Raw genomic sequence first — 26095 nt, 5'->3', positions numbered from 1 at the left:
CGGCTCCGGCGGCGTTGTGGTCGAATGGGGCATGGCCACCCACGATCCCGACTGCCTGTTCTGCAAGATCATCGCGGGGGAGATCCCTTCGCGGCAGGTGTATGCCGACGACGCGGCGATCGCCTTCCTCGACATCAACCCCTTCCATCGCGGACACACCCTGGTGGTGCCCCGGGAGCACGCGCCGGACCTGCTGGCCGGCGATGCCGGGCTGGGGGAGATCGCACCGGCCGTCGATGCCACGGCACGGCTGCTGCGCGACCGACTGCAGCCCGCCGGGATGAACATCTTCTCCTCGGCCGGTCCGGTCGCCGGTCAGGAGATCTTCCACACCCACGTGCACCTGATCCCGCGCTATGCCGAGCGCCCCGGCCTGCGCGGCCTGTTCGACCGCGATCTCGCCGCCGGCGACGATCTCGACATCGTGCACGCCGAGCTCACGGCCTGACCCGCCCGGATGCGGGGTCACCCTGCGGGCGCGGGAGCCGGATCGTCACGCACGGGTCTAGGGTGGTGCCATGTCCGTTGATCTGCCCGACGCAGCCGTCGATTCCCCAGGCAACGCCGCCGGCGTGGACCCGAAGCCCCGCTCCCGTACCGTCACCGACGGGCTCGAGGCGACCGCCGCGCGCGGCATGTTGCGGGCGGTCGGGATGGACGACGACGACTTCGCCAAGCCGCAGGTCGGGGTGGCATCGAGCTGGAACGAGATCACGCCCTGCAACCTCTCCCTGGACCGGCTCGCCAAGGCGGTCAAGGACGGCGTCCACGCCGCGGGCGGCTATCCGCTGGAGTTCGGGACGATCAGCGTCTCCGACGGCATCTCGATGGGCCACGAGGGGATGCACTACTCGCTGGTCAGCCGCGAGGTGATCGCCGATTCGGTGGAGACGGTGATGGCGGCCGAGCGGATGGACGGCAGCGTGCTGCTCGCCGGCTGCGACAAATCGCTGCCCGGCATGCTGATGGCCGCGGCCCGCCTCGACCTCGCCTCGGTCTTCGTCTACGCCGGATCGATCCTGCCCGGTCGCCTCGGCGACAAGGACGTGACGATCATCGACGCCTTCGAGGCGGTCGGTGCCTGCGTCAAGGGCCTGATCACGCGCGAGCAGGTCACCGAGGTGGAGAAGGCGATCTGCCCGGGCGAGGGCGCCTGCGGCGGCATGTACACGGCCAACACGATGGCCAGCGCCGCCGAGGCGCTCGGCATGGCGCTGCCGGGTTCGGCGGCGCCGCCCGCGGTCGATCGGCGCCGCGACGGCATCGCCCGCCGGTCGGGCGAGGCCGTCGTCGAGCTGCTCCGCCGCGGGATCACCGCGCGCGACATCTTGACCAAGCCGGCCTTCGAGAACGCGATCGCCGTGACGATGGCCTTCGGCGGCTCGACCAATGCCGTCCTGCACCTGCTGGCGATCGCCACCGAGGCGGGCGTCGAGCTGACCATCGACGACTTCGCCCGGATCGGCCGCCGGGTCCCGCACCTGGGCGACCTGAAGCCGTTCGGCCGCTATGTGATGTCCGATGTCGACCGGGTCGGCGGCGTACCCGTCGTGATGAAGGCCCTGCTGGACGCCGACCTGATCAACGGCGACTGCCTGACCGTCACGGGCAGGACGGTGGCCGAGAACCTGGCCGACATCGCCCCGCCGGACATCGACGGGACGATCATCCGGGCGATGGATGCGCCGATCCATCCCTCCGGTGGAATCACCATCCTGACGGGCAATCTCGCGCCCGAGGGAGCGGTGGTGAAGAGCGCCGGCTTCGACGAGTCGGTGATCAACGGCACGGCGCGGGTCTTCGATGGCGAGCGCGCGGCGATGGATGCGTTGGAAGACGGCACGATCGCGGCCGGCGACGTCGTGGTGATCAGGTACGAGGGCCCGAAGGGCGGCCCGGGGATGCGCGAGATGTTGGCGATCACCGGCGCGATCAAGGGCGCCGGGCTCGGCAAGGACGTCATGTTGATCACCGACGGCCGGTTCTCCGGCGGCACGACCGGCCTGTGTGTCGGGCACATCGCGCCGGAGGCCGCCGACGGGGGCCCGATCGCGCTGCTGCGCGACGGTGATGCCATCACCCTCGATGTCGCGAACGGATCGCTCACCGTCGACGTCTCCGAGGAGGAGCTGGACCGGCGCCGCGCGGCCTGGACCGCTCCCGAGCCGCCGGAGCGAGCGCGCCGCGGTGTGCTGCGCAAGTACGCCGCCACGGTGCAGTCCGCCAGCCGGGGAGCCGTCTGTGGCTGACCGCATGACGACGCGCGCGTCTCGACATGTGGAAAATCCGTCCCGATGATTGACACGAGGGGGATGCCGCGGTTGAGTGTCCTCGTGCGCAGCATCCTCCTCGTAATCGTCAGGCGTGTCGGCTGAGACCACCAGCTCTCCGACGCGCCACCCCGTATGCCCACCGGCAGCGGGGTTTTTTGTTGGGATCACGAGTCCCGGCGAAGCACCTGATGATCACCGAGGAGGGTGCCGGCACCGCAGCACCCCGAGCGAACAGCGAAACGGTCAGAAAGGCCCACGATGTCCGACACCCGAGCGAGCGAAGCAGCTCCGAAGCCCGAACGCCCCGCCCGGCCCCGCCCGACGCGGCTCACCGGCTCCCAGGCCCTGGTACGGGCGCTCGAACTCGTCGGCGCGGACACCGTCTTCGGCATTCCCGGCGGCGCGATCCTGCCGGCCTATGACCCCCTGTACGACTCCGAGGCCGTCCGGCACATCCTGGTCCGGCACGAACAGGGCGCCGGCCACGCCGCCCAGGGGTACGCCATGGCGACCGGCAAGGTCGGGGTGTGCATGGCCACCTCCGGGCCGGGCGCGACCAACCTCGTCACCCCGCTGGCCGATGCCTACATGGACTCCGTGCCGATCGTCGCGATCACCGGCCAGGTGAACAGCGCCGCCATCGGCACCGATGCCTTCCAGGAGGCCGACATCCGCGGCATCACGATGCCGATCACCAAGCACAACTTCCTCGTCACCGATCCGGTGGAGATCCCGCACGCCATCGCCGCGGCGTTCCACCTGGCCGCCACCGGCCGGCCCGGCCCGGTGCTGGTCGACATCTCCAAGGACGCGCTGCAGGCCGAGGCGGAATTCGCCTGGCCCGAGGAGCTGGATCTGCCCGGCTACCGGCCGGTCACGCAGCCCCATGCCAAGCAGGTGCGCGAGGCCGCCCGGCTGGTCCGCGAGTCCTCGCGCCCGGTGCTCTATGTCGGCGGCGGGGTGGTCAAGGCCGCGGCCTATGCCGAGCTGGCCGAGCTGGTCGAGCTGACCGGCATCCCGGTGGTGACCACCCTGATGGCCCGCGGCGCCCTGCCGGACAGCCACCCGCTGAACTTCGGTATGCCGGGTATGCACGGTGCGGTGCCCGCGGTCGGCGCGCTGCAGCGCAGCGACCTGCTGATCTCCCTCGGGGCGCGCTTCGATGACCGGGTCACCGGCGACCTGGCCACCTTCGCCACCGAGGCCAAGGTGGTGCACGCCGACATCGATCCGGCCGAGATCTCCAAGAACCGGGTCGCCGACGTCCCGATCGTCGGCGACGTCAAGGTGATGATGCGCCAGTTGATCGACGAGCTGGCCGGGACCGAGCTGCCCGACCTGGCGCCGTGGCAGGAGCGGCTGCGCGGGATGAAGGAGCGCTATCCGACCGGCTGGGACGAGCCGGCCGACGGCACGCTGTCGCCGCAGCAGGTGATCCAGCGGATCGGGGAGCTGGCCGGGCCGGAGGCCTATTTCGCGACCGGTGTGGGCCAGCACCAGATGTGGGCGGCGCATTTCCTGCCCCACGAGCTTCCCGGCCGTTGGCTGAACTCCGGTGGACTCGGCACCATGGGCTACTGCGTGCCCGCCGCGATGGGGGCCAAGGCCGGGCAGCCGGATGCGGTGGTCTGGGGGATCGACGGCGACGGCTGCTTCCAGATGACCAACCAGGAGCTGGCCACCTGTGCGGTCGAAGGGATTCCGATCAAGATCGCCGTGATCAACAACCAGTCGCTCGGCATGGTCCGGCAGTGGCAGACCCTGTTCTACGAAGGTCGCTACTCCAATACGGATCTGAAGACCAACCAGATCCCGGACTTCGTCAAGCTGGCCGAGGCGCTCGGCTGCGTCGGGCTGCGCGCCGTGGCGCCCGAGCAGGTCGACGAGGTGATCAACCAGGCGATGTCGATCAACGACCGTCCGGTGGTCGTGGAGTTCGTGGTGCACAAGGACGCGATGGTCTGGCCGATGGTCGCAGCCGGCACCAGCAACGACGCCATCAAGATCGCCAGGGACATGGCGCCGGAGTGGGAGGACGAGGCACTGTGACTGAACCGACGAGTGCACCGAACAGCCGGACACTGAGCGTGCTGGTGCTGAACCAGCCCGGCGTCCTTGCCAGGATCTCCGCGCTGTTCTCCCGGCGCGGGTTCAACATCGACTCGCTCGCGGTCGGCCAGACCGAGGACCCGGCGATCTCCCGGATCACCGTCGCCACCAGCGTCGACGACCGCGTGCTGGAGCAGCTCACCAAGCAGCTCAACAAGCTCGTCGAGGTGCTCAAGATCGTCGAGCTGGAGTCCGGGGCGGTACGCCGGGAGCTGATCCTGGTCAAGGTCAGGGCCACCCCGGAGGCGCGCGGGCAGATCCTCGAGGTCGTGCAGCTCTTCCGTGCCAAGGCGGTCGACGTGACCATCGACACGATCACCATCGAGGCCACCGGGTCCCCGGAGAAGCTGGACGCGCTGCTGCGGATGCTCGAACCGCACGGCATCCGCGAGCTGGTGCAGTCCGGACTGGTGGCCCTCGGCCGCGGCGCGCGTTCGATCACCGACCGGACCGGACGCAGCGAACGGCTGCGCCCGGCGAGCGCGTAGGGTCGCCTCGGCGACACCACAAGTTTCAGCAACTAGTTCAGGAAATACCGAAGGAGCGCACCCACCGTGGCTGCAGAAATGTTCTACGACAACGACGCCGACCTGTCCGTGATCGCGGACCGCAGCGTGGCGATTCTCGGCTTCGGCAGCCAGGGTCACGCCCACGCGCTGTCGCTGCGCGACTCGGGCATCGACGTCCGCGTCGGGCTGCCCGAGGGCAGCCGGAGCCGGGCCAAGGCCGAGGAGCAGGGCCTGCGGGTGCTGACGCCGGCCGAGGCCTGCGCCGAGGTCGACGTGATCATGGTGCTGGTGCCCGATCACATCCAGCGCACGGTGTATGCCGAGGCGATCGAGCCGAACCTCTCCGAGGGTGACGCGCTCTTCTTCAGCCACGGCTTCAACATCCGCTTCGGCTACATCAAGCCGCCCGCCAATGTGGATGTGGCGATGGTGGCGCCGAAGGGTCCGGGTCACCTGGTTCGGCGCGAGTACACCGACGGCCGCGGCGTACCCGTGCTGGTGGCCGTCGAGCAGGACGCGACCGGCAACGCCTGGCCGCTGGCACTCGCCTACGCCAAGGCGATCGGTGGCCTGCGGGCCGGCGGCATCAAGACCACCTTCACCGAGGAGACCGAGACCGATCTCTTCGGCGAGCAGGCAGTGCTCTGCGGCGGCGCCTCGCAGTTGATCATGGCCGGATTCGAGACCCTGGTCGAGGCCGGTTACCAGCCGGAGGTCGCCTACTTCGAGTGCCTGCACGAGCTGAAGCTGATCGTCGACCTGATGTATGAGGGCGGCATCGCCAAGCAGCGCTGGAGCGTCTCCGACACCGCCGAGTTCGGCGACTACGTCTCCGGGCCGCGGGTGATCGACGCGCGCGTGCGGGAAAACATGAAGGCGGTCCTCGACGATGTCCGCAACGGCACATTCGCCCAGAAGTTCATCGACGACCAGGATGCCGGCGCGCCGGAGTTCAAGCGGATGCGCGCGGAGTCGGAGTCGCATCCGATCGAGAAGACCGGCAAGGAGCTGCGCGACCTGATGGCCTGGGTGAAGAGCCACGACGACGACTACGTCGAGGGCACCGCCGCTCGCTGAGCGAAGCCGATCACGGGGCCCGGAGCCCACCGGTCGTCCGGGCCCCGCTCACGTCGTCCAGACCTCGAGGCTGATCACCAGCGCGCCGTCCGGGCGTACCCCGCTGAAGACATGGTGCATGCTTCGGACGGGATCGCCGTCGGCACCGAAGGACTGGGTGGCCGAGCGGCGACAGGTATCGGTGTACTCGTCGGCGGGCAGCGCGTCGGCCGGCAGATCGCCGTCGCACTTGCCGAAGCGTTCGGTGAGCATCGCGTCGGTCGACGCGGCGTCGGCGGCCGGCACCACCACGACCGCTGACAACCCCCAGTCCTGGGCCTCGGAATAGCTGCTCTGCAGCACCTCGGTCTGCTCGGGCAAGGTGGTCTCGGCCCGCGCGTTGATCTCGGCGACGCTGACCTGGTCGCACGTGTGGCCGAGGATCTTGTTCGTGCACCGCGAACCGAGATCGTTGGTGTAGGAGAATCCCGGTACGCCCCAGCGCCCGGCCATGGTCAGCACCGCGATGATCGCGCCCGCCGCCAGCGCCATGATCACCCCGAGCGTGATCAGGTTGCGCCGGGTCCTCCGCCGCCGCTCGTCGCGGCGCTGGGCCAGGTGGCTGTGCGCTCCGACGTGGTGCCACTGCGGATCCGGCGTACCGTGCTGACCAGCGACATTGCCCGTCGACCCCTGCTCGCTCATGCCGCCCATCATGCCCGCCCGCCGGGCCGCCACGTCCTCGGCCCGGGGGTGCCCACATCACGGACCCGGGCCGCCGCGCCGCGCCGGATGATTGACTCGCGTCGTGAGCTATGACCCGGAAGTTCCCGAGCTCGTCCGCCGGGCGTTGCGGGCCTCGCTGCACCAGGGCTACGTGCATGCGACGCGCACCGAGACCGGGCGGCTGCTGGCGACCCTGGCGGCGACCCGGTCCGGCACGATCGCCGAATGCGGGACCGGGTGCGGGGTGGGCGCGGCATGGCTGCGCAGCGGCGCCCCGAAGGGCACCAGGGTGGTGACGGCCGAGCTGGATCCGACGCTGGCGCAGATCGCCACCTCGACCTTCGCCGACGATGACATCGACGTGCTGCAGACCGACTGGACCGAGCTCGCCGATCATGCGCCGTTCTCGCTGCTGTTCGTCGATGCGGCCTCGGCCAAGCAGGCCGACCGGGAACAACTGATCGAGCTGGTCGACGCGTGTGGGCTGATCGTGCTCGACGACCTGCAGCCGGCGCCGGAATGGCCGCCGATGGTCGATGGCCGCCTCGACGTGGTGCGACAGGAGTGGCTGACCGATCCGCGGGTCGCCGCGGTCGACGTGCTGGTCGCCGACGACACCTCGGTGCTGATCGCCGCCCGCCGCTGAGGGCAGGAACCGAGACGTGGCGGGTCTCGACACCGTGCAATCGGAACCCGTGCGGGCGATGCCGGACTCGTGCAGAGCGGGACCGGACGGATGTCCCGTTCGGTCGACACCGACGAAGGAATCGACGAAGGAGTTGACATGATCTCGGAACTGCGGCGAACGGTCGGACTGACGGCGGCTGCCACACTCCTGGGACTCGGCGCCCTCGCGGCCGCCGCAGAGCCCGCCGCCGCGCGGCCGGCGCCCGAGCCGCCGCGGACCGGTAACGGCGTGTGCAGCAAGATCAAGGAGCCCCGCGCGCGGTTTGCCTGTCAGGCCGGGGTGTCGTTGTCGAAGGTCCGCTACCGGTGCACCAAGAAGGAATGGCGGCTGGGTGAGATCAAGGTCAATCCGTCCACCGGCGGGACCTACCGACAGGGCACGTGGCACTGCGTCGCCGGCTATTTCTACGTGAAGCCCTAGCGGCCCCGTTCCGGCACGATCGCCGAAGCCGCGCGCCGTTGAGCGCGAACCGTGGCAGGATGCCCGGGTGAGCTCGCCAGCGGTCGCCGATCTGGTCGCGCTGCGCCGGGCGCGCGACCGGATCGACCGGCACTTCGCCCAGCCGCTCGATGTCGACGCGCTCGCCGCCGGCGCGCACATGTCGCCCGGTCACTTCAGCCGGCTGTTCCGTGCCGCGTACGGCGAGTCGCCCTATGCGTACCTGATCACCCGCCGCGTCGAACGGGCGATGGCGCTGCTACGGCGAGGCGATGTCAGCGTGACCGATGCGTGCTTCGCCGTCGGGTTCTCCTCCCTCGGCACGTTCAGTACGCGCTTTCGCGAGCTGGTCGGCGTACCGCCGAGCGTCTATCGCGCCGCGCCGGACGTGCCGCCCGGGTTGTTGCCGTGCGTGACCCGGCGCGTCACCCGTCCGACGCCGACCCGCTCGGCCCATGATCAATCGATCAGGAATCGAGAAGCCGCCGCGGCCGCGCCGAACTAGCGTCTCCGGCATGGACATCAGCATTTATTCAAGCTTCCTTCCGCAGACCGACCCGGACGCCGCGATCGCGTTCTACCGTGACCTGCTCGGCTTCGAGGTACGCGTCGACGTCGGCTGGGAGAACACGCGCTGGATCACGGTCGGCCCGGCCGATCAGCCCGACACCGCGATCGTTCTGCAGCCGGTGGGACCCGGCCTTCCCGAGGAGGACGCCAAGGCGATCCTCGCGCTCGTCAGCAAGGGCGCGTGGTTCGCGGTGAACCTCGCCGCGGCCGATGTGGACGCCACCTTCGCCCGGCTCGAAGCAGCCGGCGCCGACGTGGTGCACGAGCCGACCGACCAGGAGTACGGCGTGCGCGACTGCGCCTTCCGGGACCCGACCGGCAACCTGGTCCGGATCCAGCAGCGCGCCTGACCGACCGGATGGTGGTACGCCGTTCTCACCATGTGAGCCTGGGCGGCTAGGGTGACGCCATGGCGAAGGCGACATTGGCGGTGGTCGGCGGCGACGGCATCGGCCCGGAGGTGACGGCCGAGGCGATCAAGGTGATCGAGGCGGTCAGCCCCGGCGCGTTCGACCGGGTGGACTACGACCTGGGCGCGGCGCGCTGGCAGCGTACCGGCGAGGTGCTGCCGGACTCGGTGCTCGCCGAGCTGGACGCGGCGGACGCGATCCTGCTCGGCGCGGTTGGCGCGGCGCCCGGCGCCACCGACGTGCCGAGCGGGCTGCTCGAACGCGGGCTGTTGCTCAAGATCAGGTTCGCATTCGATCACTACGTGAACCTGCGGCCGAGCAAGCTCTATCCCGGCAGCGTGAGCCCGCTCGCCGACCCCGGTGACGTCGATTTCGTGGTCATCCGGGAGGGCACCGAGGGGCTGTACTGCGGCAACGGCGGCGTGGTCCGCGAGGGTACGCCGCACGAGATCGGCACCGAGGTGAGCGTGAACACCGCCTTCGGCGTCGAGCGAGTGGTGCGCGATGCATACGCCCGGGCCGCGGCGCGGCGCGGCAAGCTGACGCTGGTGCACAAGCACAACGTGCTGGTCAACGCGGGCAAGCTGTGGCGCCGGGTGTTCGAGGAGGTCGGGCAGGAGTTCGGCGGCGTCGAGACCGACTACCTGCACGTCGACGCGGCGACGATCTTCCTGGCCACCGATCCGGCGCGCTTCGACGTGATCGTCACCGACAACCTGTTCGGCGACATCATCACCGACCTGGCCGCGGCCGTCACCGGCGGCATCGGGCTCGCCGCCAGCGGCAACATCAACCCGGACCGGACCCACCCGTCGATGTTCGAGCCGGTGCACGGCTCCGCGCCCGACATCGCCGGCCAACAGCTCGCCGACCCGACCGCCGCGATCCTGTCCGGCGCGCTGCTGCTGGAACACCTCGGCCACGCCGCCGAGGCCGAGCGGGTGAACAAGGCCGTGATCGCCGACCTCGCCGCGCGCAAGCCGGGGGAGCGGCGCTCCACCGCGCAGATCGGCGACGCCATCGCCGAGTCCGTCGCCTGACCCCGGTCAGGCGATCTTGGTCATCCAGCCGTAGCGGTCCTCGGACCGCCCGTACTGGATGTCGAGCAGCTCCTGGCGTACCTTCTGCGTGACCTCGCCGACCGCACCGTCGCCGACCGGGTACTCGCCGTCGACGTCCTTGAACGCCCCGATCGGCGTGACCACCGCCGCGGTGCCGCACGCGAAGACCTCGCGGATCGCGCCGTCGGCGATCCCGCGCAGCAGCTCATCGACCGACACCTTGCGCTCGACGGGGGTGAGGCCCTCGTCGGCGGCAAGTTTGAGGATCGAATCGCGCGTGACGCCCTCCAGGATGCTGCCGGTCAGCTCGGGCGTGACCAGCTCGCCGGCGTTGGTGACGAGGTAGACGTTCATCCCGCCCAGCTCCTCGACCCACTTGCCCTCGGCGGAGTCGGGGAACAGCACCTGTTCACAGCCCTGCTCGGCGGCCTCGCTCTGGGCGAGCAGGCTGGAGGCGTAGTTGCCGCCGCACTTGGCCGCGCCCGTGCCGCCGCGGCCGGCGCGGCTGTAGGACTCGGTGATCCAGATGCTGACGGGCTTCACGCCCTGGGCGAAGTACGCGCCGGCCGGGCTCGCGATCAGCACGTAGCTGACCCGCTGCGCGGGGCGTACCCCGAGGAACGGCTCGGAGGCGAACATGAACGGGCGCAGGTACAGGCTGGTCTCCCCGCCCGAGGGCACCCAGTCCGCGTCGGTGCCGACGAGGGTGGTGATGCTGGACAAGAAGTCCTCGGCGGGCAGCTCGGGCAGCGCCAGCCGGCGGGCCGAGCGCTGCATCCGGGCGGCGTTCTGGTCCGGCCGGAACAGCCAGATCGACCCGTCGTCGTGGCGGTACGCCTTGAGGCCCTCGAAGATCTCCTGCGCATAGTGCAGCACCGCCGCGGCCGGGTCCAGGCGGATCGGCCCGTAGGGCACCACCGCGGAGTCGTGCCAGCCGTCCGCCGCGGTCCACGTGGCCACGGCCATGTGATCGGTGAAGTGCTGGCCGAACCCGGGGTTGGCGAGAATCTCCTCGCGCCGGCGCGCGGGCATCGGGTCCGAGGTGGGATGCACATCGAAGATCAGGCTCATGGGGGCAACCTATCCGAGCCGCCCCGGCCCGTGGGTCGAGCCCGTCTCGCCCGGCCCCGGCGCGACCGGCCCCGGCGGACCCGACGAACCCGGCGGACCCGCCCGGCGTCGGCGGGTCAGGCGCGCGAGCGGGCGGCCGCGTCGGTCCCGGAAGAGATCAGCGGCCACACGGCGTCGGTGCCGGCGGCGGCCACGGCGGTGCCGAGCCGGCGCGACCAGTGCTGCGCCGTGCCGCCCTCGTCGCGCCAGGACCACAGCCGGCGGCTGAGCTGGCCGAGCTCGTACTCCTTGGTCATCCCGATCGCGCCGTGCGCCTGGTGGCTGTGCGCGCTGGAGATGGTGGCCGCCTGGCTCGCGACGATCTTGGCCGAGGCCGCGGCCGGCAGGTCGAGCTCCTCGCGCTCGCCGTGGGCGGCAGCCTCGACGGCCATCGTCGTCAGGCTGGTCTGCTCGGCGGTCTTCACGACGTGCCGCTGGACCGCCTGGAAGCGACCGATCGGCCGGCCGAACTGCACCCGCTCGCCGGTGTAGCGCACGGTCAGTTCCAGCACCCGGGCCAGGGCGCCGGCGATCAGGGCGGCGCGCGCGAACGCGGTGCGCAGGCGTACCTGCTCCAACTCCTCGGCGTCGATCCGCCACGACTCGACCGGCGCGACACCGCCGAGATCCACCCGGTCGCGGGCCTCGTCGGCGAAGTTGCGCCCCGGGGTGATGGCGACGGAGTCGCCTGCCAGCACCGCGACCGACGCCCCGTCGTCGTCGGGAATGATCACCACGATCCGGTCGGCGCTGCGCGCCCACGGCACCCGCTGCACGGTTCCCCGAAGGGTCTCGTCGGCGGCCACGCTCAGCCCGGGCGCCACCGCGGCGGTCGCGACCTGCGCGTCGAGCTGCTTGCCGGCCCGCGCCGCCAACCAGCCGGCGATCAGCGCGTGCTCGGCGTAGGGCACCGACGCGCTGGCGCGACCGAGCTCGGCCAGCACGACCGCCGCCTCGGTCAGGGTGCCGTCGGAGCCGCCCGCGGACTCGGGTACGCCGATGCCGGCGAACCCGGTCTCGCGCAGCACCCGCCACGCGCCCTCGTTCCAGCCGGCGCCCTCGGCCGCGACCACATGCTCCGGCGTGGAGGTGTCGCCGAGCATCGCGCGCAGCGCGGAGCGGATCTCGTCGATCTCGTTGCTCATGCTCGCAGTCCCTTCGACGCGACGGAGCGGAGGATCTCGGTGGTACCCCCGCGGAGGGTGAACGCCGGCCCGCTGACGATGGCCCTGGCGAGCAGGGTCTCCAGCAGCGTCTCGCCGTCGGGGTCGACCTCGCCGTCCACGCCGTCGCGGATCAGCTCGATCACGTCCTGCTCGAACTTCGTGCCGATGTCCTTCACCAGCGCGGATTCGACGGCGGGCGCGCCGCCCGCGTCGATGATCCGCGCGACCGCGAGGGAGAGCTGCCGGATCGTCCAGTAGCGGGCGGTGACCTCGCCGACGATCCGCGCCTGCTGGGCGTCCAGGTCGTCGCGGTAGGTGTCGACGAAGTACTTCAGCAGCCCGAACGTGCTCATGAACCGGTCCGGCCCGGATCGCTCGTACGCCAGCTCCGAGGTCACCTGCTGCCACCCGGAGCCGGGCTCGCCGAGCACCATGTCGTCGGGCACGAAGACGTCGTCGAGGTGCACCTCGTTGAAGTGGTGGGTGCCGTCGAGGAACGGGATCGGCCGGATCTCGACGTTCTCGTCGTGCAGGTCGACCAGGAGCTGGCTGAGCCCCTGGTGCCGGTCCTCGCCGAGCGGGGAGGTGCGGCACAGCACGGCGAAGTAGTGGTTGCGGTGGGCGTTGCTGGTCCAGATCTTGGTGCCGTTCAGCAGCCAGCCGCCGTCGACCTTCTTGGCGGCGGTACGCACCGAGGACAGGTCGGAGCCGGAGTCCGGCTCGCTCATGCCGAGCGAGAACCACAACTCGCCCGCGACGATCTTGGGGATGAACCGCCGGCGCTGCTCCTCGGACCCGAAGCGCAGGATGGTGGGGGCCGATTGCCGATCCGCCGCGAAGTGCGCACCGAGCGGCGCGCCGCGCGCGAGCAGTTCCTCGGTCACGATGAACCGGTCGACGGCGGTCCGGTCGTGGCCGCCGTACTCACGCGGGATGGCCATCCCGAGCCAGCCGCGCGCGGCGAGCTTCCTGGAGAACTCGGGGTCGTGTCCGGCGGCCATGCCCAGGCCGGGCACGTGATCATCGGGGAGCTCGGCGTCGAGGAACTCGCGCACGTCGTCGCGCAGTTGTTGCTCGCTCGCGCTGAGCTCGGTCGGGGCGAACTGCATCGGGGGAGACTCCTTCTCGGGTGGCGGGTCAGTAGCTGTTGCGGCGGTACTGCGACCACATCTGGATCGCCCGCTCGAACTGCAGGGCGGCGTCCCAGTCGAGCGCATCGTTGGCGGTCTCGACCCGGAACGAGCGGGTCGCCTCGCGCGACAGCTCGGGATCCTTCGCCGGCCGGGCCGCGAGCTCCATCGCCCGCTGCTCGACCAGCTCGTCGTCGACGGCCTGCCAGGCGAGGCCGATCTCGGCGGCCCGGGCACCGTCGATCTCCTCCTGGAACAGGCCCATCGCCGCGGTCGCCTCCCGGCCCGCGGCGCGGTGGGAGATGGTGAAGTAGCCGCCACCGGGGTGCAGGTTGATCTTGAGGAAACCGGAGATCAGGCGGGCGTTCGTCGCGACGATGCGCAGGTCGGTGGCGAGCACGAGGTTCATCCCGGCGCCGACGGCCGCGCCGCGGACGGCCGCGATCGTCGGGACCAACAGATCACCGACGCGCCGGAAACCGCCGTAGACGGCACCGGTGTCCTTGTAGGTCTTGTCCTCCAGTTGGACGCGGTTGGGGTCCCAGGCCCGCCGGTCCGCGCCCGAGGAGAACGTGCCGTTCGCGCCGCGGATCACGGCGGCGCCGATCGAGGCGTCGGCGTCGATCTCGTCGCAGACGTCCTGCAACTGCCGGCCCATGTCCGCGGTGAGCGCGTTCTTCACGTCGGGGGAGTTGACGGTGATCAGCGCGATGCCGTCGGTCTTGTCCAGGTCGATCTGTCCCATGGCTGCCCTCTCGGTTGGCTGTCCGCTCGGTGGTCAGGAGTCACGCCCGTCGGGCGCGGGCGCGGTGTGCACGAGCACGTCGGCCGCCGTCGCGCCCTCGCCCGCCGCATGCACGATGAGCGGGTTGATCTCGAACTCGAACCGGTGCCCGCTCGCCGCGGCGGCCATCCTGCTCACGGCGCTGACCGCGTGCGTCACGGCGGCGACGTCGGCCGGCGGCCGCCCCCGGAAACCGTCCAGCAGCGGCCAGGACTTCAGGCGGCGGAGCAGGTCGGTCGCCTGCGCGGCGTCGATCGGCGCCGCGGTGGCCGCCACGTCGGCCAATACCTCGGTCGCGGTGCCGCCGAGGCCGACGGACACGATCGCCGGATAGCCGTCGCCGCTGGAGGTCGCGCCGACGATCAGCTCGAGGCCCGGGCGCGCCATCGGCTCGATGTCGACGCCGGCGAAGTCGGCGATCCCGTGCTGGTCGGCGATCGCGGCCAGCTCGGCGAAGACGGTCTCGGCCTGCTCGGGGGCGACGTCGAGGCGTACGCCGCCGATGTCGGACTTGTGCGTCAGGCTGGGCGCGTTGATCTTCATCGCGAACGGGCCCGGCCGGCCGGAAACGATCGCGGCGACGTCGGCGCCCCGTGCGGCCAACACCGGGCTCGCCCGGTCGACCGCGAGCGCGGAGAAGATCTTGTCCAGCCGGTCCGGGGTGTCGGCCAGCAGCGCGGCGGCCGCCTCGGGGTCGTCGGCGACATCGGCGACGGCGCGGGTCGGGCCGGGCACGACGCGCGCGAGGGTACGCGCCAGGTCGCCGACGGAGGCGAAGACCGGGATCCCGGCCTCGCGCAGCACCGCCCGAGCGTCCGCGGTCTGCTCGCGGCTGGCCAACCAGACGATCCACAGCGGTTTGTCGAGGCCGTCGCGGGCGAGTGCGGCGAGCATCTGCGCGACGTCCAGCGCGCGTTGGCCGATCACCATGGTCAGGATGAACGCGACGCTGTCGACTGCCTCGTCCGCGGCGGTGAGCCGGCAGATCTCGGCGAGATCCTGCATGGCGGTCGGCGTACTGAACGCCTGCGCGGTGATGTCGACCGGGTTGGCGACCGCCCCGAACGCCGGCACCAGCGCCGCGAGCTGCGTGGTCGTCCCCTCGCCCAGCGGCGGCACCTCGAGGCCGTTGTCCTCGGCGTGGTCGGTGAGCAGGATGCCCGCGCCACCGGAGGCCGTGATGACGCCGAGGCGATTGCCGCGCAGCGGCGCCGGGGCGGCCAGCGCCGCGCCGACGCTGAGCAGTTCGTTGACGTCGCCGACCAGGATCACGCCGTAGCGTTCGGCCGCCGCGACCAGCGCAAGGTCGTCGCCGAGCATCGCGCCGGTGTGCGAGGCGGCGGCCAACTTGCCGGTGCTGGATCGCCCCGAGCGCAACAGCACCAGCCGCTTGCCCGCCTGCGCGGCGCGGCGGGCGAGGCGGACGAAGCGCGCCCCGTCGGCGATCCCTTCGGCATACATCAGCACGACCTTGATCTGGTCGTCGGTGATCATCGCCTCCGCGACCTCGACCAGGTCGAGGTTCGCCTGGTTCCCGGTCGAGGCCCAGGCGGTCAGGCTCAGCCCCATCTCGGCGGCGAGGTCGAGCATCGAGCCGCCGACGGCACCGCTCTGGCCGACATAGGCGACGCCGCTGGTGCCGTGCATCTCGCGATCGGCCGCGTTGGTGAAGGTGCCGAAGAACTGGTTGCGCACGTGGATCAGGCCCTGGCAGTTCGGGCCCACGATGCGTACGCCGGTGCGCCGCGCGATCGCGTCGAGCTCGGCCTGCATCCGCCGCCCCTCCTCGCCGACCTCGGCGAAACCCGAGGCGAAGACGACGACGACCCGCGCGCCGACGGCGGCCGCCTCCTGCACGATCTGCGCGGTCTGCGCGGCGGGGACGAGCGACAAGACGGTGTCGACTCCGTCGGGGATCGAGGCCAGGTCGGGGAAGCAGGGGATGCCGTCGATCTCGTCGTAGCGCGGATTCACCGGGTGGATGCGCCCGGCGAACCGGTGCTGGCGCAGGAAGCGCAGGGGGCGGGCGGTGACGCCGACGCCGCGGCCCGAGGCCCCGACGATCGCCACCGATTCGGGGCGGAACAGCGCGCGGTAGAGCGAGGCCGGTTCATCATCATTGAGTGACATCGCAGCCAACCTCGGCTAGAACTGACGTGCGTGTCAATACTGCCGTTCCATCGCCCGTCGCCGGCCCCGCTCGGCTCGGATCGGACCAGCTCGGAGCGGCTCGGCTCGGCAGCGCACAGCAGAGGGAGGGGGTGCCGGTGAGCGAGGAGTCGGGGATCGGACAGGACCCGGCCGGTCGTCACGCGGCCGCGCGCCTCGAACAGCTCACCCCGAAGGCGCGGCGGACCCGCGAGCGGCTGCTGCGCGCGGCCCGCATCGTGTTCGAGCGCGACGGCTTCCTGAACGCCCGGGTGATGGATGTCGCCGAGGAGGCCCGGGTCGCCCACGGCACGTTCTACACCTACTTCGACTCCAAGACCGACATCTTCCGCGTGCTGTGCCTGGACCTGATGCCCGGCATCTACGAGCACGGGCCGGCGGAGAGATCGCTGACCCGGGTGCAGCGCATCGAGCGCGGCAACCTGCGGTTCTACCGGGTCTACAAGGAACACCGCCGGCTGATCGGGCTGCTGGAGCAGGTGACGACATTCGACGATGAGGTGCACGCCCTGCGGATCCACCTGCGGCACACCGCGGAGCGGCGCGTGCTCGGCATGATCAAGCGGCAGCAGGCGTGCGGCGCGCTGAAGCCCACGCTCGACCCGGAGGTGGTGGCGAGCGCGCTGATCGCGATGACGACGCACAGCTTCTACACCTGGCACGTCACCGAGGACCGCGACTACGACCTCACCGAGGCCAACCGCACGCTGACCTACCTGTGGGCGAGCGCGCTGGGCGTGCGGGCCGATCCGGCGGACGAGGAGTTCTACCAATCGCTCGGCCGCGCCGAACCGGGCGGGGACTGACCGCTCCGAGCGGTACGCGATGCGCCCCCTCAGGTGCACGGGCCGGGGATGATCGCGGCCCGCTCGCCGGGGCCCTGCGTACCGTATGTCGAGACAGGGGTTCCGCGTCCGGCAATCCGCGCCACACAATGGCGGGGTGCATCGCCTGAGCATCATCATTGCGCAGCGCGTCTGACCAGCGGATCGTCGGACGCGCAACCTCTCGTTCCCACGGGAGGTTTTTTCTTTGCCCGGCGAGTGCACCCAGCAACGAGGACGATCATGACCACAGCCCCCAGCCTGAACGGCCAGGCGACGGCGCCGCGTCAGCCCGGCACCTTCCACGTCTACGACACGACCCTGCGCGACGGCGCGCAGCAGGAGGCGATGCGCCTCACCGTCGCGGACAAGCTGCGAATCGCGGGCTACCTGGACGAGCTGGGCGTGGGCTGGATCGAGGGCGGCTGGCCCGGCGCGAATCCGAACGACACCGCGTTCTTCGCCGCCGCCGCCGACGACCTGAAACTGAAGAACGCGACGCTGGTCGCGTTCGGCGCCACCCGCCGCCCCAACGGCCGGGCCGCCGACGACCCGCTGGTCGCCGCGCTGCGCGACTCGCTCGCCTCGACGGTCTGCCTGGTCGCCAAGAGCCACGTCGGTCACGTCGAGCGCGCGCTGCGCACGACCCGCGAGGAGAACCTCGCGATGATCACCGACACCGTCTCCCACCTGGTCGAGGAGGGCCGCCGGGTCTTCCTCGACTGCGAGCACTTCTTCGACGGCTTCCGCCTCGACCCGGGCTATGCCACCGAGGTGGTACGCACCGCGGCCCGGGCCGGGGCCGAGGTGGTCGTGCTCTGCGACACCAACGGCGGGATGCTCCCGCCCTGGGTGGGCGAGATCGTGGAACAGGTGGCCGGGCTCGGCGTACCGCTCGGCATCCATGCCCACAACGACACCGGCTGCGCGGTGGCCAACACCCTGGCCGCGGTCGACGCGGGCGCCATGCACGTGCAGGGCACGATCAACGGCTACGGCGAGCGGACCGGCAATGCCGACCTGATCCCGGTGATCGCGAACCTGGAGCTGAAGTACGGCTGGGACCTGCTGCCCGAGGGGCGGCTCGCCGAGGCGACGCGGATCTCGCACGCCATCGCGGCGGTGACCAATGTCGCCGGCTCGGGCCGCCAGCCCTATGTCGGCGCCTCGGCCTTCGCCCACAAGGCCGGTTTGCACGCCAGCGCGATCAAGGTCGACCCGAATCTCTACCAGCACATCGATCCCGGGCTGGTCGGCAACGACATGCGGATGCTGGTCTCCGACATGGCCGGCCGCGCGAACATCCAGATCAAGGGTGAGGAGCTGGGCTTCGACCTGTCCGATCGTGATCTTGCCGCCCGGGTGACCGATGCGGTGAAGGAGCGCGAGGCGCGCGGCTATTCCTACGAGGCGGCGGATGCGAGCTTCGAGCTGCTGCTGCGCGATCACACCGGCGGCACCGGCTCGCTGCCCGGCGACCCGTTCGCGATCGAGCACTGGCGGGTGCACTCCCAGGCCAGTTCTGATCATGCGACCGTCACCGAGGCGACGGTGAAGCTGTCCGCCGAGGGCGAGACCCACCTGGTGGTGGGGGAGGGCAACGGCCCGGTGAACGCCCTCGACCAGGCGCTGCGCGACGCGCTGATCAAGGCGTACCCGCAGATCGCCGGCTATGAGTTGATCGACTACAAGGTCCGGATCCTCGATTCCGGGCACGGCACGGATGCGGTCACCCGCGTGCTGATCGACACCACCGACGGCGAGCACGTGTGGACCACGGTCGGCGTCGGCGCCAACATCATCGACGCCTCCTGGGAGGCGCTCACCGATGCCTACCGGTTCGGGCTCATCCGGGGCCGCGGCTGAGCCTGCGGAAGGCCGCATGGCTCATCGGCCGCAGCTCGAACCGTCTGCACCGGATAGCGGGCGGCCGGGTGGTGCCAAGGTTGACTAGGCTGCGCCCATGAGTGGGGCCGGTGGGATGCGGATCGGGCACGCCGAACGTGAGGCAGTCGTGGCGATCCTGCGCGACGCAGCCGCGGAGGGGCGGATCGATCTCGACGAGCTGGAGGAGCGGATCGAGGCGGCACTGGCCGCCAAGACCTTCGGCGACCTCGATCCGCTGGTCGCCGACCTGCCGGTCGAACCACCGTCGCGGGCGGGTCGGGCCGGCACCGCGCTCGCCCCTCGCGCCGCCACCCTGCCGGACGGCGTGCCGCACGCGCCGGGGATGAGCGAGCAGGACCCGTTGCGCCTCGACGGTGGTTGGTCGACGGTACGCCGTGAGGGCGCGTGGGAGTTGCCGCCCTTCCTGCGCATCGACGGCGGCCTCGGCTCGGTGATCCTGAACTGTCTGGAGGCCCGGCCGCTGGCCGAGGTGATCATGATCGAATCGCTGCCCGGCGCCGGTTCGATCAAGGTCATCGTGCCCGAGGGGTGGGCCGCGAACCTCGATCGGCTGTCCTCGTCCTGGGGGAGCGCGAAGTCCAAGATTCCGACTACCCCGGCGCCGGGCTCGCCGCTGCTGTTCTTCCACGGCGGCCTCGGGATGGGCTCGCTGGTCGTCCGGACACCCAACTGGTTCGACCGGCACACCGGCGCGGCCTAGTTGTTGCGGGTCAGGGCGTTCGTGACAGGGCTCGCGTGGTTGCGAGCAGGTCGTCGAGCAGTGACCGGGTGTGGGCGAGTTGATCGATGTCGCCGGTGATCCGGCGGCGCTCTGCTTCGAGTCGTTCGCGGCAGCCGTCCAGCAGCAGGGACTCGCCGGACAAGCAGGACAGGATCTCGCCGATGAGATCCATGCCGAGACCCGCGGCGAGGAGCGTCTGGATGTGTGCCACCGTGCGGATGTCTGCCTCGGCGAAGATCCGGTACCCGCTGGGAGTGCGTTCGGGGGTCAGTACGCCCTTTTCCTCGTAGTAGCGCAACGCTCGCACGCTGACCCCGGTCCGGTCTGCCAGCTCTCCGATCTTCACCCGGATTCCTTCGGTGTCGACTTGACTCTCACGTCGACGTGAGAGTTTAGCGTGCGGGGCATGCTTCGGCTCGTCATCCTCATGTTTTGCGTCTTCAGCATCACCACCGGGGAGTTCGTGGTGGCCGGGATCCTGCCCGAGGTCGCCTCCGACCTCGGGGTCACCGTCGGCACCGCGGGGTTGTTGGTCACCGCGTACGCCGTCGGCATGATCATCGGTGGCCCGCTGCTCACCGCGGTGACTGCCGGGGTCGATCGGAAGCGGCTGATGCTGGTCCTGCTGGCCGTCGCCGGGGTGGGGAACGCGGCCTCCGCCCTGGCTCCCGAGTTCTCCCTCCTGCTGGCGGCTCGGGTGGTCACCGCGCTGGTGACCTCGACCTTCTTCGCTCAGGCAATCGTGATCGCGGTGACCTCCTCGCCACCTGAGCGAGCCGGGACCATGGTTGCCCGGCTGGCGTTCGGGATGAACCTGGCCATGATCCTCGGGGCGCCCATCGGCACCCAGATCGGCAGTCAGTGGGGCTGGCGCGCCACCTTCGCTGCGATTGCCGTGGCGTGCCTGCTCGGGCTCGGTCTGGTGTTCTGGCAGCTCACGTCGCCAGGTGAGGAGGGTCGGACCTCGGCGGTCTCGGAGCTGCGGGTGCTTCGACGTGCCCCGGTGCTGGCGGCGCTGGCCATCACCGCGGTCGGCAACGTCGGGGTGCTCATGGTGTTCAGCTACCTTGCCCCGCTGCTCACGGATCTGGGCGGACATCCCAGCACCCGGCTGCCGCTCCTGCTCCTTGCCTATGGCGTCGGCGCGACGATCGGCAACCTCGTCGGCGGCGCGCTCTACGACCGCAACCCGCGACTGTTCCAACCCGTTCTCCTCGGCCTGCTGGCCGCAACCCTTGTCGGCACCTGGTTCGTCGCGACCTCCACGACGCTCACCGTGGCGGCGGTTGTGGTGATCGGCCTCCTCGGCTTCGCGATCATCCCCGGCATGCAGGCTCGCGTGATGATGGCCGCCGGCGACGCGCCGACGCTGGCGATGGCCGTCAACGCCTCCGGATACCAGGTCGCAGCCGCCTGCGCCGGTCTGATCGGCGGGCTGATCGCCGACTCGACCGCTGGTCCCAGGCCCATCTACCTGGTAGCCGCGGGCCTGACCACGTGCGGCCTGCTGATGACGGTCATGGCTGCCCGTGCCTGGCGAGGGAGCCGCCGACCCGGGCGGAACCCACGGTCGTCGATGGGTTCTCCCGGCTCGCCCGCACCGAGCCACTCGCCGACGAGAAGGGCGCCACGGCTGCGGCGTTCCTGACCCGCGCGGAGCCTGCCACATCCACCACACCTACCACCGCCCACACAGCGGGGCAGGAGGTCGACCACCGGCGTCGCGCCTTCGCGACGTCGTCACCAACGTTCACCCTCCTACGCCTGGTCAGCCGATCCGGTCGATCACCACCGGCCGCGGGTGCGGTGCGGCGTCGCCGATCGCGATCGCGCCGGAAAGGTCGGCCAACGCGGGCGCGAATCGTTCCGGGGTGTCGGTGTGCAGGGTGAGCACGGGATCGCCCGCGGCGACGCGGTCGCCGGGCCGGGCGTGGATCTCGATCCCCGCGCCGGCCTGGACCGGGTCCTCCTTGCGGGTACGCCCGGCGCCGAGCCGCCAGGCCGCCACGCCGACGCCGAGAGCGTCCAGGCCGGTGACGACGCCGTCGCGGTCCGCGCGTACCTGCTCGGTCTCGCGCGCCCGCGGCAGCGCCGCATCCGGGTCGCCGCCCTGTGCGCTGATCATGGACCGCCAGACATCCATCGCCGCGCCGGAGGCGAGGGCGTGCTCCGGATCGGCCGCCACGCCGGCCGCCGCCAGCATCTCCCGAGCCAGCGCGAGCGTCAGCTCGACCACGTCCGCCGGGCCGCCCCCGGCCAGCACCTCGACCGATTCGGCGACCTCCAGCGCATTGCCCACGGAACGTCCCAGCGGGGTGGCCATGTCCGTCAGCAGGGCGACGGTGTTCACGTCGGCTGCGCGGCCCAACTCGACCATCGTGGACGCCAGCTCACGCGCGCTCGCCTCGTCCTTCATGAACGCGCCCGAGCCGACCTTGACGTCCAGCACCAGCGCGCCCGTGCCCTCGGCGATCTTCTTGCTCATGATCGAACTCGCGATCAGCGGGATCGACTCGACGGTGCCGGTGACATCGCGCAGCGCGTACAGCTTCTTGTCCGCGGGTGCCAGGCCCGCGCCCGCGGCGCTGATCACCGCACCGACGTCCTCGAGCTGGGCGAACAGCTCCGCATTCGACAGCGACGCCCGCCAGCCCCCGATCGCCTCCAGCTTGTCCAGGGTGCCGCCCGTGTGACCGAGCCCGCGACCCGACAACTGCGGAACGGCGACGCCGCAGGCGGCCACCAGTGGCGCGAGTGGCAAAGTGATCTTGTCGCCGACGCCGCCGGTGGAGTGCTTGTCCGCCGTCGGCCGGGACAGCCCGGAGAAGTCCATCCGCTCGCCGGTGTCGATCATGGCCCGGGTCCAGGTGGCGAGTTCGGCCGGGGTCAGGCCGTTGAAGAAGATCGCCATCGCCAGTGCCGACATCTGTTCCTCGGCGACCGCGCCGTCGGTGTAGGCGCGGATCAGCCAGCGGATCTGGTCATCGTTCAGTGGCGTACCGTCGCGCTTGGCCCGGATCAGGTCGACGACGGCGAAGGACGACTGCTCGGTGCTCACCCGGGCAGTATGCCCGGCGGGCTCTGCGTTCGCGGCGCGGCGGCACGGCTGGCTAGGCTGAGGAAATGCGCGTTGCACGATTCTCCACCGGCGGTGAGCCACGCTACGGGCTGGTCGAACTGGCCCGCGACAACGGCGAACACCCCGACACCGTGGCCGTCCTGAACGGCGATCCGCTGGCCATGCCGGTCCAGTTGACCGGCGAGCGGCTGGCGCTCGACGCGGTACGCCTGCTCGCCCCCGTGATCCCGCGCTCGAAGGTGATCGGCGTCGGCCGCAACTACGCCGACCACGCCAAGGAGATGGGCAACGAGGTGCCCGCCACCCCGTTGACCTTCTTCAAGCCGAACACCGCCGTGATCGGCCCGGACGACCGGATCATCGCCCCGGCGGCGGCGAAGGAACTGCACTTCGAGGGCGAGCTGGCCGTGGTGATCGGCCGGATCGGCTCGCAGGTGCCGGCCGATCGCGCCCAGGACCTGATCTTCGGCTACACCGTCGCCAACGACGCCACGCTGCGCGACCTGCAACGCACCGACGGGCAGTGGGCCCGGGCCAAGGGCTTCGACACCTCCTGCCCGCTCGGCCCGTGGATCGTCACCCACCTGACGATCGAGGAGGCGGGCGAGCTGGAGCTCTCGACCTCGATCGACGGCGAGCAGCGCCAGGCCGGCAACACCCGCGACCTGGTCCACCCGATCGCCGACCTGGTTGCCTACATCTCCTCTTACACCACCTTGTTGCCCGGCGATGTGATCCTGACCGGTACGCCCGCCGGGGTCGGCGAGATGCGCCCGGGACAGACCGTCAGCGTCCACATCGAGGGGATCGGCACCCTGACCAATACGGTCGGCGAACCCGGCGAGAGCGCGATCAGCAGCGGGCAGAAGAAGACCGAACAGCCGGACGAGCAGGAGAAGGAAGCGAAATGAGCGATCCGGTCCTCGGCGACCTCGCCCCGCAGCAGGTGCGCGTCCGCTTCCCGCCCTCGCCGACCGGCAACCTGCACGTGGGCAACGTCCGCAGCGCACTGTTCAACTGGGCCTTCGCGCGCCACCACGGCGGCACGCTGGTGCTGCGGATCGAGGACACCGACACCGAGCGTTCCACCGCGGAGTCGATGCGTGGCACCATCGAGGCGCTGCGCTGGCTCGGCATCGACTGGGACGAGGGGCCCGAGGTCGACGGCCCCTACGCGCCCTATCTGCAGTCCGAGCGCGGCGAGATCTATCGCGATGTCGTCGCGAAACTGCTCGCGGGCGGACAGGCGTACGAATGTTTCTGCACCCCGGCCGAGATCGAGGAGCGCGCGAAGGCGCGACCCAAGGGCGCGCCGTCCGGCTACGACGGGCACTGCCGCGACCTGACCGAGGACCAGCGCGCCGCGTACCGGGCCGAGGGCCGCTCGCCGGTGATCCGGATGCGGGTGCCCGACGGCGAGCTCGGCTTCGACGATCTGGTCCGCGGGCCCGTGTCGTTCTCCTCCGAGCACGTGCCGGACTATGCGATCGTCCGGGCCAACGGCCACCCGCTCTACACGCTGGTCAATCCGGTCGACGACGCGCTGATGAAGATCACCCATGTGCTGCGCGGGGAGGACCTGTTGTCCTCCACCCCGCGCCAGTTGGTGATGTATCGCGCGCTGGGCGAGGTCGGCGTGACCGACGGCGCGGTGCCGCGCTTCGGGCATCTGCCGTTCGTGATGGGGGAGGGCAACAAGAAGCTGTCCAAGCGCGATCCTGGCGGCGGCCTGGCCGACTATCGGGAGGCGGGCTATCTGCCCGAGGGGCTGCTCAACTATCTGGCGTTGCTCGGTTGGGCGATCGCCGACGACCGCGATGTGTTCACCATGCGCGAGATGATCGAGGCCTTCGACATCCGTCGGGTCAACGCCAATGCGGCCCGGTTCGACCCGAAGAAGGCGCTCGCGATCAATGCCGCGCACATCCGGATGCTCGACCATGATCAACTTGCCGCCGCCGTGACGCCCTTCCTCGCCGAGGCCGGCCTGATCGCCGACCCGCCGACCGACGACCAGGCCCGACTGCTGGCCGGCGTCGTGCCGCTGATCGCGGAGCGGATCAACACGCTGTCCGAGGCCGTCGGCATGGCGGGCTTCCTGTTCCGCGCCGACGATCAGATCACCAGCGGCACCGACGCGGTGCTCAAGCCCGGCGATGCCGACACCCTGCAGGCGGCGCGCGACGCGCTGGCCGGGCTGCCCGATTTCGATCATGCGTCGATCGAGGAGGCGCTGCGCACCGCGCTCGTCGACGGTCTGGGGCTCAAGCCGCGGCACGCCTTCGGGCCGGTACGCACGGCCGTCACCGGTTCCCGGATCTCCCCGCCGCTGTTCGAGTCGCTGGAGCTGCTCGGTCGTGACTCGGCGCTGGCCCGGATCGACCGGGCGTTGGACGGGCTCGCCGCCGATGCCGAATCCGCCGGCTGAGCCGGTAGCCCGCCCGGTGGCGCCCGCCGCGGCGTACCCCCAACTGCTGCGCACCGGCGCCCATCCGGCGCGGCTGTTGATCTTCTGTGCCCTGTTCACCGTCGCCGGGTTCGTGCTGGTGGTCTCGCTGCTGGCACAGGGGATCCTGGCGCTGGGCTGGCTGGCCGCCGGGCGCCCCGGGGAGCTTGCGGCGGCCCTGGCCGCCGGGCTCGCCTTCGAGACGCCGCTCGGCCTGTTCTCCACCAATGTCGCGATCGCGGCCACCGCGCTGATCCCGGTCCTGCTGGCCGTCACCGTGCTGCGCGTGCGGCCGGGCTGGCTGGTCTCGGTCCGCGGCCGGGTACGCGGGCGCTGGCTGGTCGCCGCGACCGTCCTGGCCGCCGTGGTCCTCGCACCGGTCGTGGCCGTGACCCTGCTGGCGCGCCCGCAGCCGGCACCGCCGGCCGACTTCGCCTGGTTCGCGGTGATCATCGTCGCCACCTCCCCGCTGCAGGCCGCCGCCGAGGAGCTCGTCTTCCGCGGGTTCCTCGCCCAGACCCTCGGGGCGTTGGTGTCCGGGCCCTGGCTGGGCGTGGTGGGCCCGGCGCTGATCTTCGCGGCCCTGCACGGCGCCCAGGACCCGTGGCTGTTCGCCAACCGGTTCGGTTTCGGTGTCGTGATGGGGATCCTGGTCTGGCTGACCGGTGGGCTCGAGGCGGCGATCGCCGCCCACGTGCTGAACAATCTCGCCGCGCTCGGGCTGGCCGCGCTCACCGCCACGCTGCCCGCCGCGCGAACCATGACCGCGATGGCGCCGGCCGAGGCGCTGCTCGGTCTGGTGGGCTATGCCGTCTTCGCGGCGCTCGCGGTGCTCGCCGCGCGGGTACTCGGCGTACCGGTCCGCAGCGATTTGGCCGCTCCGCGCGGAATCGAGTAACGTTAGCCGTCGTTGCCGGA

Annotated in this window: 25 protein-coding genes; 17 read left to right on the top strand and 8 right to left on the bottom strand. The window is 71.0% G+C overall.

Going from position 1 to position 26095, the window contains the following annotated elements:
* The first annotated feature begins 31 nt into the window (after positions 1 to 31).
* The 5 genes from ACXDC7_RS12305 (at position 32) to ilvC (ending at position 5968) form a co-directional block, all read left to right on the top strand.
* Entirely contained in the window at positions 32 to 448 is a 417-nt protein-coding gene (locus ACXDC7_RS12305) for an HIT domain-containing protein (RefSeq protein WP_459222318.1), read from the top strand.
* A 70-nt stretch (positions 449 to 518) separates the two neighbouring features.
* A complete protein-coding gene (ilvD, locus tag ACXDC7_RS12300) occupies positions 519 to 2249 on the top strand; it encodes a dihydroxy-acid dehydratase (RefSeq protein ID WP_459222317.1) in 1731 nt (576 codons plus the stop codon).
* A gap of 282 nt (positions 2250 to 2531) precedes the next feature.
* Positions 2532 to 4322, top strand: coding sequence for an acetolactate synthase large subunit (locus ACXDC7_RS12295; RefSeq protein WP_179446118.1), 1791 nt, complete (start codon positions 2532 to 2534; stop codon positions 4320 to 4322).
* Positions 4319 to 4870, top strand: a complete 552-nt coding sequence (gene ilvN, locus ACXDC7_RS12290) for an acetolactate synthase small subunit (protein WP_179446119.1) — start codon at positions 4319 to 4321, stop codon at positions 4868 to 4870. Before ACXDC7_RS12295 ends, ilvN begins: the two co-directional genes overlap by 4 nt.
* A 78-nt stretch (positions 4871 to 4948) precedes the next feature.
* Positions 4949 to 5968, top strand: coding sequence for a ketol-acid reductoisomerase (gene ilvC / locus ACXDC7_RS12285; RefSeq protein ID WP_459222833.1), 1020 nt, complete (start codon positions 4949 to 4951; stop codon positions 5966 to 5968).
* 48 nt (positions 5969 to 6016) lie between these two features.
* Here the strand turns inward: ilvC and ACXDC7_RS12280 are convergent, their stop codons facing one another.
* Complete coding sequence (locus ACXDC7_RS12280; RefSeq protein WP_179446121.1) at positions 6017 to 6652, bottom strand: hypothetical protein; 636 nt, start codon at positions 6650 to 6652, stop codon at positions 6017 to 6019.
* Between the two features lie 103 nt (positions 6653 to 6755).
* Between ACXDC7_RS12280 and ACXDC7_RS12275 the strand changes: the two genes are divergently transcribed.
* The 5 genes from ACXDC7_RS12275 (at position 6756) to ACXDC7_RS12255 (ending at position 9819) form a co-directional block, all read left to right on the top strand.
* A complete protein-coding gene (locus tag ACXDC7_RS12275) occupies positions 6756 to 7319 on the top strand; it encodes a class I SAM-dependent methyltransferase (protein ID WP_179446122.1) in 564 nt (187 codons plus the stop codon).
* A gap of 138 nt (positions 7320 to 7457) precedes the next feature.
* The gene (locus tag ACXDC7_RS12270; RefSeq protein WP_179446124.1) at positions 7458 to 7781 is read left to right on the top strand and encodes a hypothetical protein; all 324 of its coding nucleotides are present in this window, start codon (positions 7458 to 7460) and stop codon (positions 7779 to 7781) included.
* Between the two features lie 67 nt (positions 7782 to 7848).
* Entirely contained in the window at positions 7849 to 8304 is a 456-nt protein-coding gene (locus ACXDC7_RS12265; RefSeq protein WP_459222316.1) for a helix-turn-helix transcriptional regulator, read from the top strand.
* A gap of 10 nt (positions 8305 to 8314) precedes the next feature.
* Complete coding sequence (locus ACXDC7_RS12260) at positions 8315 to 8719, top strand: VOC family protein (RefSeq protein ID WP_459222315.1); 405 nt, start codon at positions 8315 to 8317, stop codon at positions 8717 to 8719.
* Between the two features lie 59 nt (positions 8720 to 8778).
* Entirely contained in the window at positions 8779 to 9819 is a 1041-nt protein-coding gene (locus ACXDC7_RS12255; RefSeq protein ID WP_459222314.1) for a 3-isopropylmalate dehydrogenase, read from the top strand.
* A 6-nt stretch (positions 9820 to 9825) separates the two neighbouring features.
* Here ACXDC7_RS12255 and ACXDC7_RS12250 read toward each other — a convergent pair whose 3' ends face one another.
* From ACXDC7_RS12250 to ACXDC7_RS12230, 5 genes are all read right to left on the bottom strand, one after another.
* Positions 9826 to 10911, bottom strand: coding sequence for a branched-chain amino acid aminotransferase (locus ACXDC7_RS12250; protein ID WP_459222313.1), 1086 nt, complete (start codon positions 10909 to 10911; stop codon positions 9826 to 9828).
* 116 nt (positions 10912 to 11027) lie between these two features.
* Positions 11028 to 12095, bottom strand: a complete 1068-nt coding sequence (locus ACXDC7_RS12245; protein ID WP_459222312.1) for an acyl-CoA dehydrogenase family protein — start codon at positions 12093 to 12095, stop codon at positions 11028 to 11030.
* Positions 12092 to 13225 (bottom strand): acyl-CoA dehydrogenase family protein, encoded by a 1134-nt coding sequence (locus ACXDC7_RS12240; protein WP_459222311.1) that lies wholly within the window; start codon positions 13223 to 13225, stop codon positions 12092 to 12094. The genes ACXDC7_RS12245 and ACXDC7_RS12240 overlap by 4 nt, the downstream gene beginning before the upstream one ends.
* Positions 13226 to 13253: 28 nt before the next feature.
* On the bottom strand, positions 13254 to 13991 hold the full coding sequence (locus ACXDC7_RS12235; RefSeq protein WP_459222310.1) for an enoyl-CoA hydratase-related protein: 738 nt from the start codon (positions 13989 to 13991) through the stop codon (positions 13254 to 13256).
* A gap of 33 nt (positions 13992 to 14024) precedes the next feature.
* Positions 14025 to 16160 (bottom strand): acetate--CoA ligase family protein, encoded by a 2136-nt coding sequence (locus ACXDC7_RS12230; RefSeq protein WP_459222309.1) that lies wholly within the window; start codon positions 16158 to 16160, stop codon positions 14025 to 14027.
* 137 nt (positions 16161 to 16297) lie between these two features.
* Between ACXDC7_RS12230 and ACXDC7_RS12225 the strand changes: the two genes are divergently transcribed.
* The 3 genes from ACXDC7_RS12225 (at position 16298) to ACXDC7_RS12215 (ending at position 19631) form a co-directional block, all read left to right on the top strand.
* Positions 16298 to 17005: a TetR/AcrR family transcriptional regulator gene (locus ACXDC7_RS12225; protein ID WP_459222308.1), complete on the top strand. Its 708-nt coding sequence runs from the start codon at positions 16298 to 16300 to the stop codon at positions 17003 to 17005.
* Between the two features lie 261 nt (positions 17006 to 17266).
* Positions 17267 to 18889: a citramalate synthase gene (gene cimA, locus ACXDC7_RS12220; protein ID WP_459222307.1), complete on the top strand. Its 1623-nt coding sequence runs from the start codon at positions 17267 to 17269 to the stop codon at positions 18887 to 18889.
* A gap of 97 nt (positions 18890 to 18986) precedes the next feature.
* Entirely contained in the window at positions 18987 to 19631 is a 645-nt protein-coding gene (locus tag ACXDC7_RS12215) for a DUF1707 SHOCT-like domain-containing protein (RefSeq protein ID WP_459222306.1), read from the top strand.
* A 10-nt stretch (positions 19632 to 19641) separates the two neighbouring features.
* On the opposite strand, the gene ACXDC7_RS12210 is transcribed toward ACXDC7_RS12215, so the two are convergent.
* Entirely contained in the window at positions 19642 to 19998 is a 357-nt protein-coding gene (locus tag ACXDC7_RS12210) for a MerR family transcriptional regulator (protein ID WP_459222305.1), read from the bottom strand.
* A gap of 60 nt (positions 19999 to 20058) precedes the next feature.
* Here ACXDC7_RS12210 and ACXDC7_RS12205 point away from each other — a divergent pair, with 60 nt between their 5' ends.
* On the top strand, positions 20059 to 21300 hold the full coding sequence (locus ACXDC7_RS12205) for an MFS transporter (protein ID WP_459222304.1): 1242 nt from the start codon (positions 20059 to 20061) through the stop codon (positions 21298 to 21300).
* A gap of 120 nt (positions 21301 to 21420) precedes the next feature.
* Here ACXDC7_RS12205 and ACXDC7_RS12200 read toward each other — a convergent pair whose 3' ends face one another.
* Positions 21421 to 22710 (bottom strand): thymidine phosphorylase, encoded by a 1290-nt coding sequence (locus ACXDC7_RS12200; RefSeq protein ID WP_459222303.1) that lies wholly within the window; start codon positions 22708 to 22710, stop codon positions 21421 to 21423.
* 65 nt (positions 22711 to 22775) lie between these two features.
* Here ACXDC7_RS12200 and ACXDC7_RS12195 point away from each other — a divergent pair, with 65 nt between their 5' ends.
* Genes ACXDC7_RS12195 through ACXDC7_RS12185 form a run of 3 tightly spaced genes read left to right on the top strand, consistent with a single transcriptional unit; the run spans position 22776 to position 26075 of the window.
* Positions 22776 to 23642, top strand: coding sequence for a fumarylacetoacetate hydrolase family protein (locus ACXDC7_RS12195; RefSeq protein ID WP_459222302.1), 867 nt, complete (start codon positions 22776 to 22778; stop codon positions 23640 to 23642).
* Positions 23639 to 25159 carry a glutamate--tRNA ligase gene (gene gltX, locus ACXDC7_RS12190; RefSeq protein ID WP_459222301.1) on the top strand — a complete coding sequence of 507 codons (1521 nt, stop codon included), beginning with the start codon at positions 23639 to 23641 and terminating at the stop codon, positions 25157 to 25159. Before ACXDC7_RS12195 ends, gltX begins: the two co-directional genes overlap by 4 nt.
* Positions 25140 to 26075, top strand: coding sequence for a CPBP family intramembrane glutamic endopeptidase (locus ACXDC7_RS12185; protein ID WP_459222300.1), 936 nt, complete (start codon positions 25140 to 25142; stop codon positions 26073 to 26075). The genes gltX and ACXDC7_RS12185 overlap by 20 nt, the downstream gene beginning before the upstream one ends.
* The last annotated feature ends 20 nt before the right edge of the window (positions 26076 to 26095 follow it).

The sequence above is a fragment of the Naumannella huperziae genome, assembly GCF_054073625.1.
The sequence above is the reverse complement of the archived record's forward strand: the minus strand, read 5'-3'. Positions and strand labels throughout refer to the sequence as shown.

Bases quoted from the DNA above. Each gene is read 5' to 3' on its own strand.
- ACXDC7_RS12305 (WP_459222318.1), top strand. From the start codon at position 32: ATGGCCACCCACGATCCCGACTGCCTGTTCTGCAAGATCATCGCGGGG.
- ilvD (WP_459222317.1), top strand. From the start codon at position 519: ATGTCCGTTGATCTGCCCGACGCAGCCGTCGATTCCCCAGGCAACGCC.
- ACXDC7_RS12295 (WP_179446118.1), top strand. From the start codon at position 2,532: ATGTCCGACACCCGAGCGAGCGAAGCAGCTCCGAAGCCCGAACGCCCC.
- ilvC (WP_459222833.1), top strand. From the start codon at position 4,949: ATGTTCTACGACAACGACGCCGACCTGTCCGTGATCGCGGACCGCAGC.
- ACXDC7_RS12280 (WP_179446121.1), bottom strand. From the start codon at position 6,652: ATGAGCGAGCAGGGGTCGACGGGCAATGTCGCTGGTCAGCACGGTACG.
- ACXDC7_RS12270 (WP_179446124.1), top strand. From the start codon at position 7,458: ATGATCTCGGAACTGCGGCGAACGGTCGGACTGACGGCGGCTGCCACA.
- ACXDC7_RS12260 (WP_459222315.1), top strand. From the start codon at position 8,315: ATGGACATCAGCATTTATTCAAGCTTCCTTCCGCAGACCGACCCGGAC.
- ACXDC7_RS12255 (WP_459222314.1), top strand. From the start codon at position 8,779: ATGGCGAAGGCGACATTGGCGGTGGTCGGCGGCGACGGCATCGGCCCG.
- ACXDC7_RS12250 (WP_459222313.1), bottom strand. From the start codon at position 10,911: ATGAGCCTGATCTTCGATGTGCATCCCACCTCGGACCCGATGCCCGCG.
- ACXDC7_RS12245 (WP_459222312.1), bottom strand. From the start codon at position 12,095: ATGAGCAACGAGATCGACGAGATCCGCTCCGCGCTGCGCGCGATGCTC.
- ACXDC7_RS12240 (WP_459222311.1), bottom strand. From the start codon at position 13,225: ATGCAGTTCGCCCCGACCGAGCTCAGCGCGAGCGAGCAACAACTGCGC.
- ACXDC7_RS12235 (WP_459222310.1), bottom strand. From the start codon at position 13,991: ATGGGACAGATCGACCTGGACAAGACCGACGGCATCGCGCTGATCACC.
- ACXDC7_RS12230 (WP_459222309.1), bottom strand. From the start codon at position 16,160: ATGTCACTCAATGATGATGAACCGGCCTCGCTCTACCGCGCGCTGTTC.
- cimA (WP_459222307.1), top strand. From the start codon at position 17,267: ATGACCACAGCCCCCAGCCTGAACGGCCAGGCGACGGCGCCGCGTCAG.
- ACXDC7_RS12215 (WP_459222306.1), top strand. From the start codon at position 18,987: ATGAGTGGGGCCGGTGGGATGCGGATCGGGCACGCCGAACGTGAGGCA.
- ACXDC7_RS12205 (WP_459222304.1), top strand. From the start codon at position 20,059: ATGCTTCGGCTCGTCATCCTCATGTTTTGCGTCTTCAGCATCACCACC.
- ACXDC7_RS12195 (WP_459222302.1), top strand. From the start codon at position 22,776: ATGCGCGTTGCACGATTCTCCACCGGCGGTGAGCCACGCTACGGGCTG.
- gltX (WP_459222301.1), top strand. From the start codon at position 23,639: ATGAGCGATCCGGTCCTCGGCGACCTCGCCCCGCAGCAGGTGCGCGTC.
- ACXDC7_RS12185 (WP_459222300.1), top strand. From the start codon at position 25,140: ATGCCGAATCCGCCGGCTGAGCCGGTAGCCCGCCCGGTGGCGCCCGCC.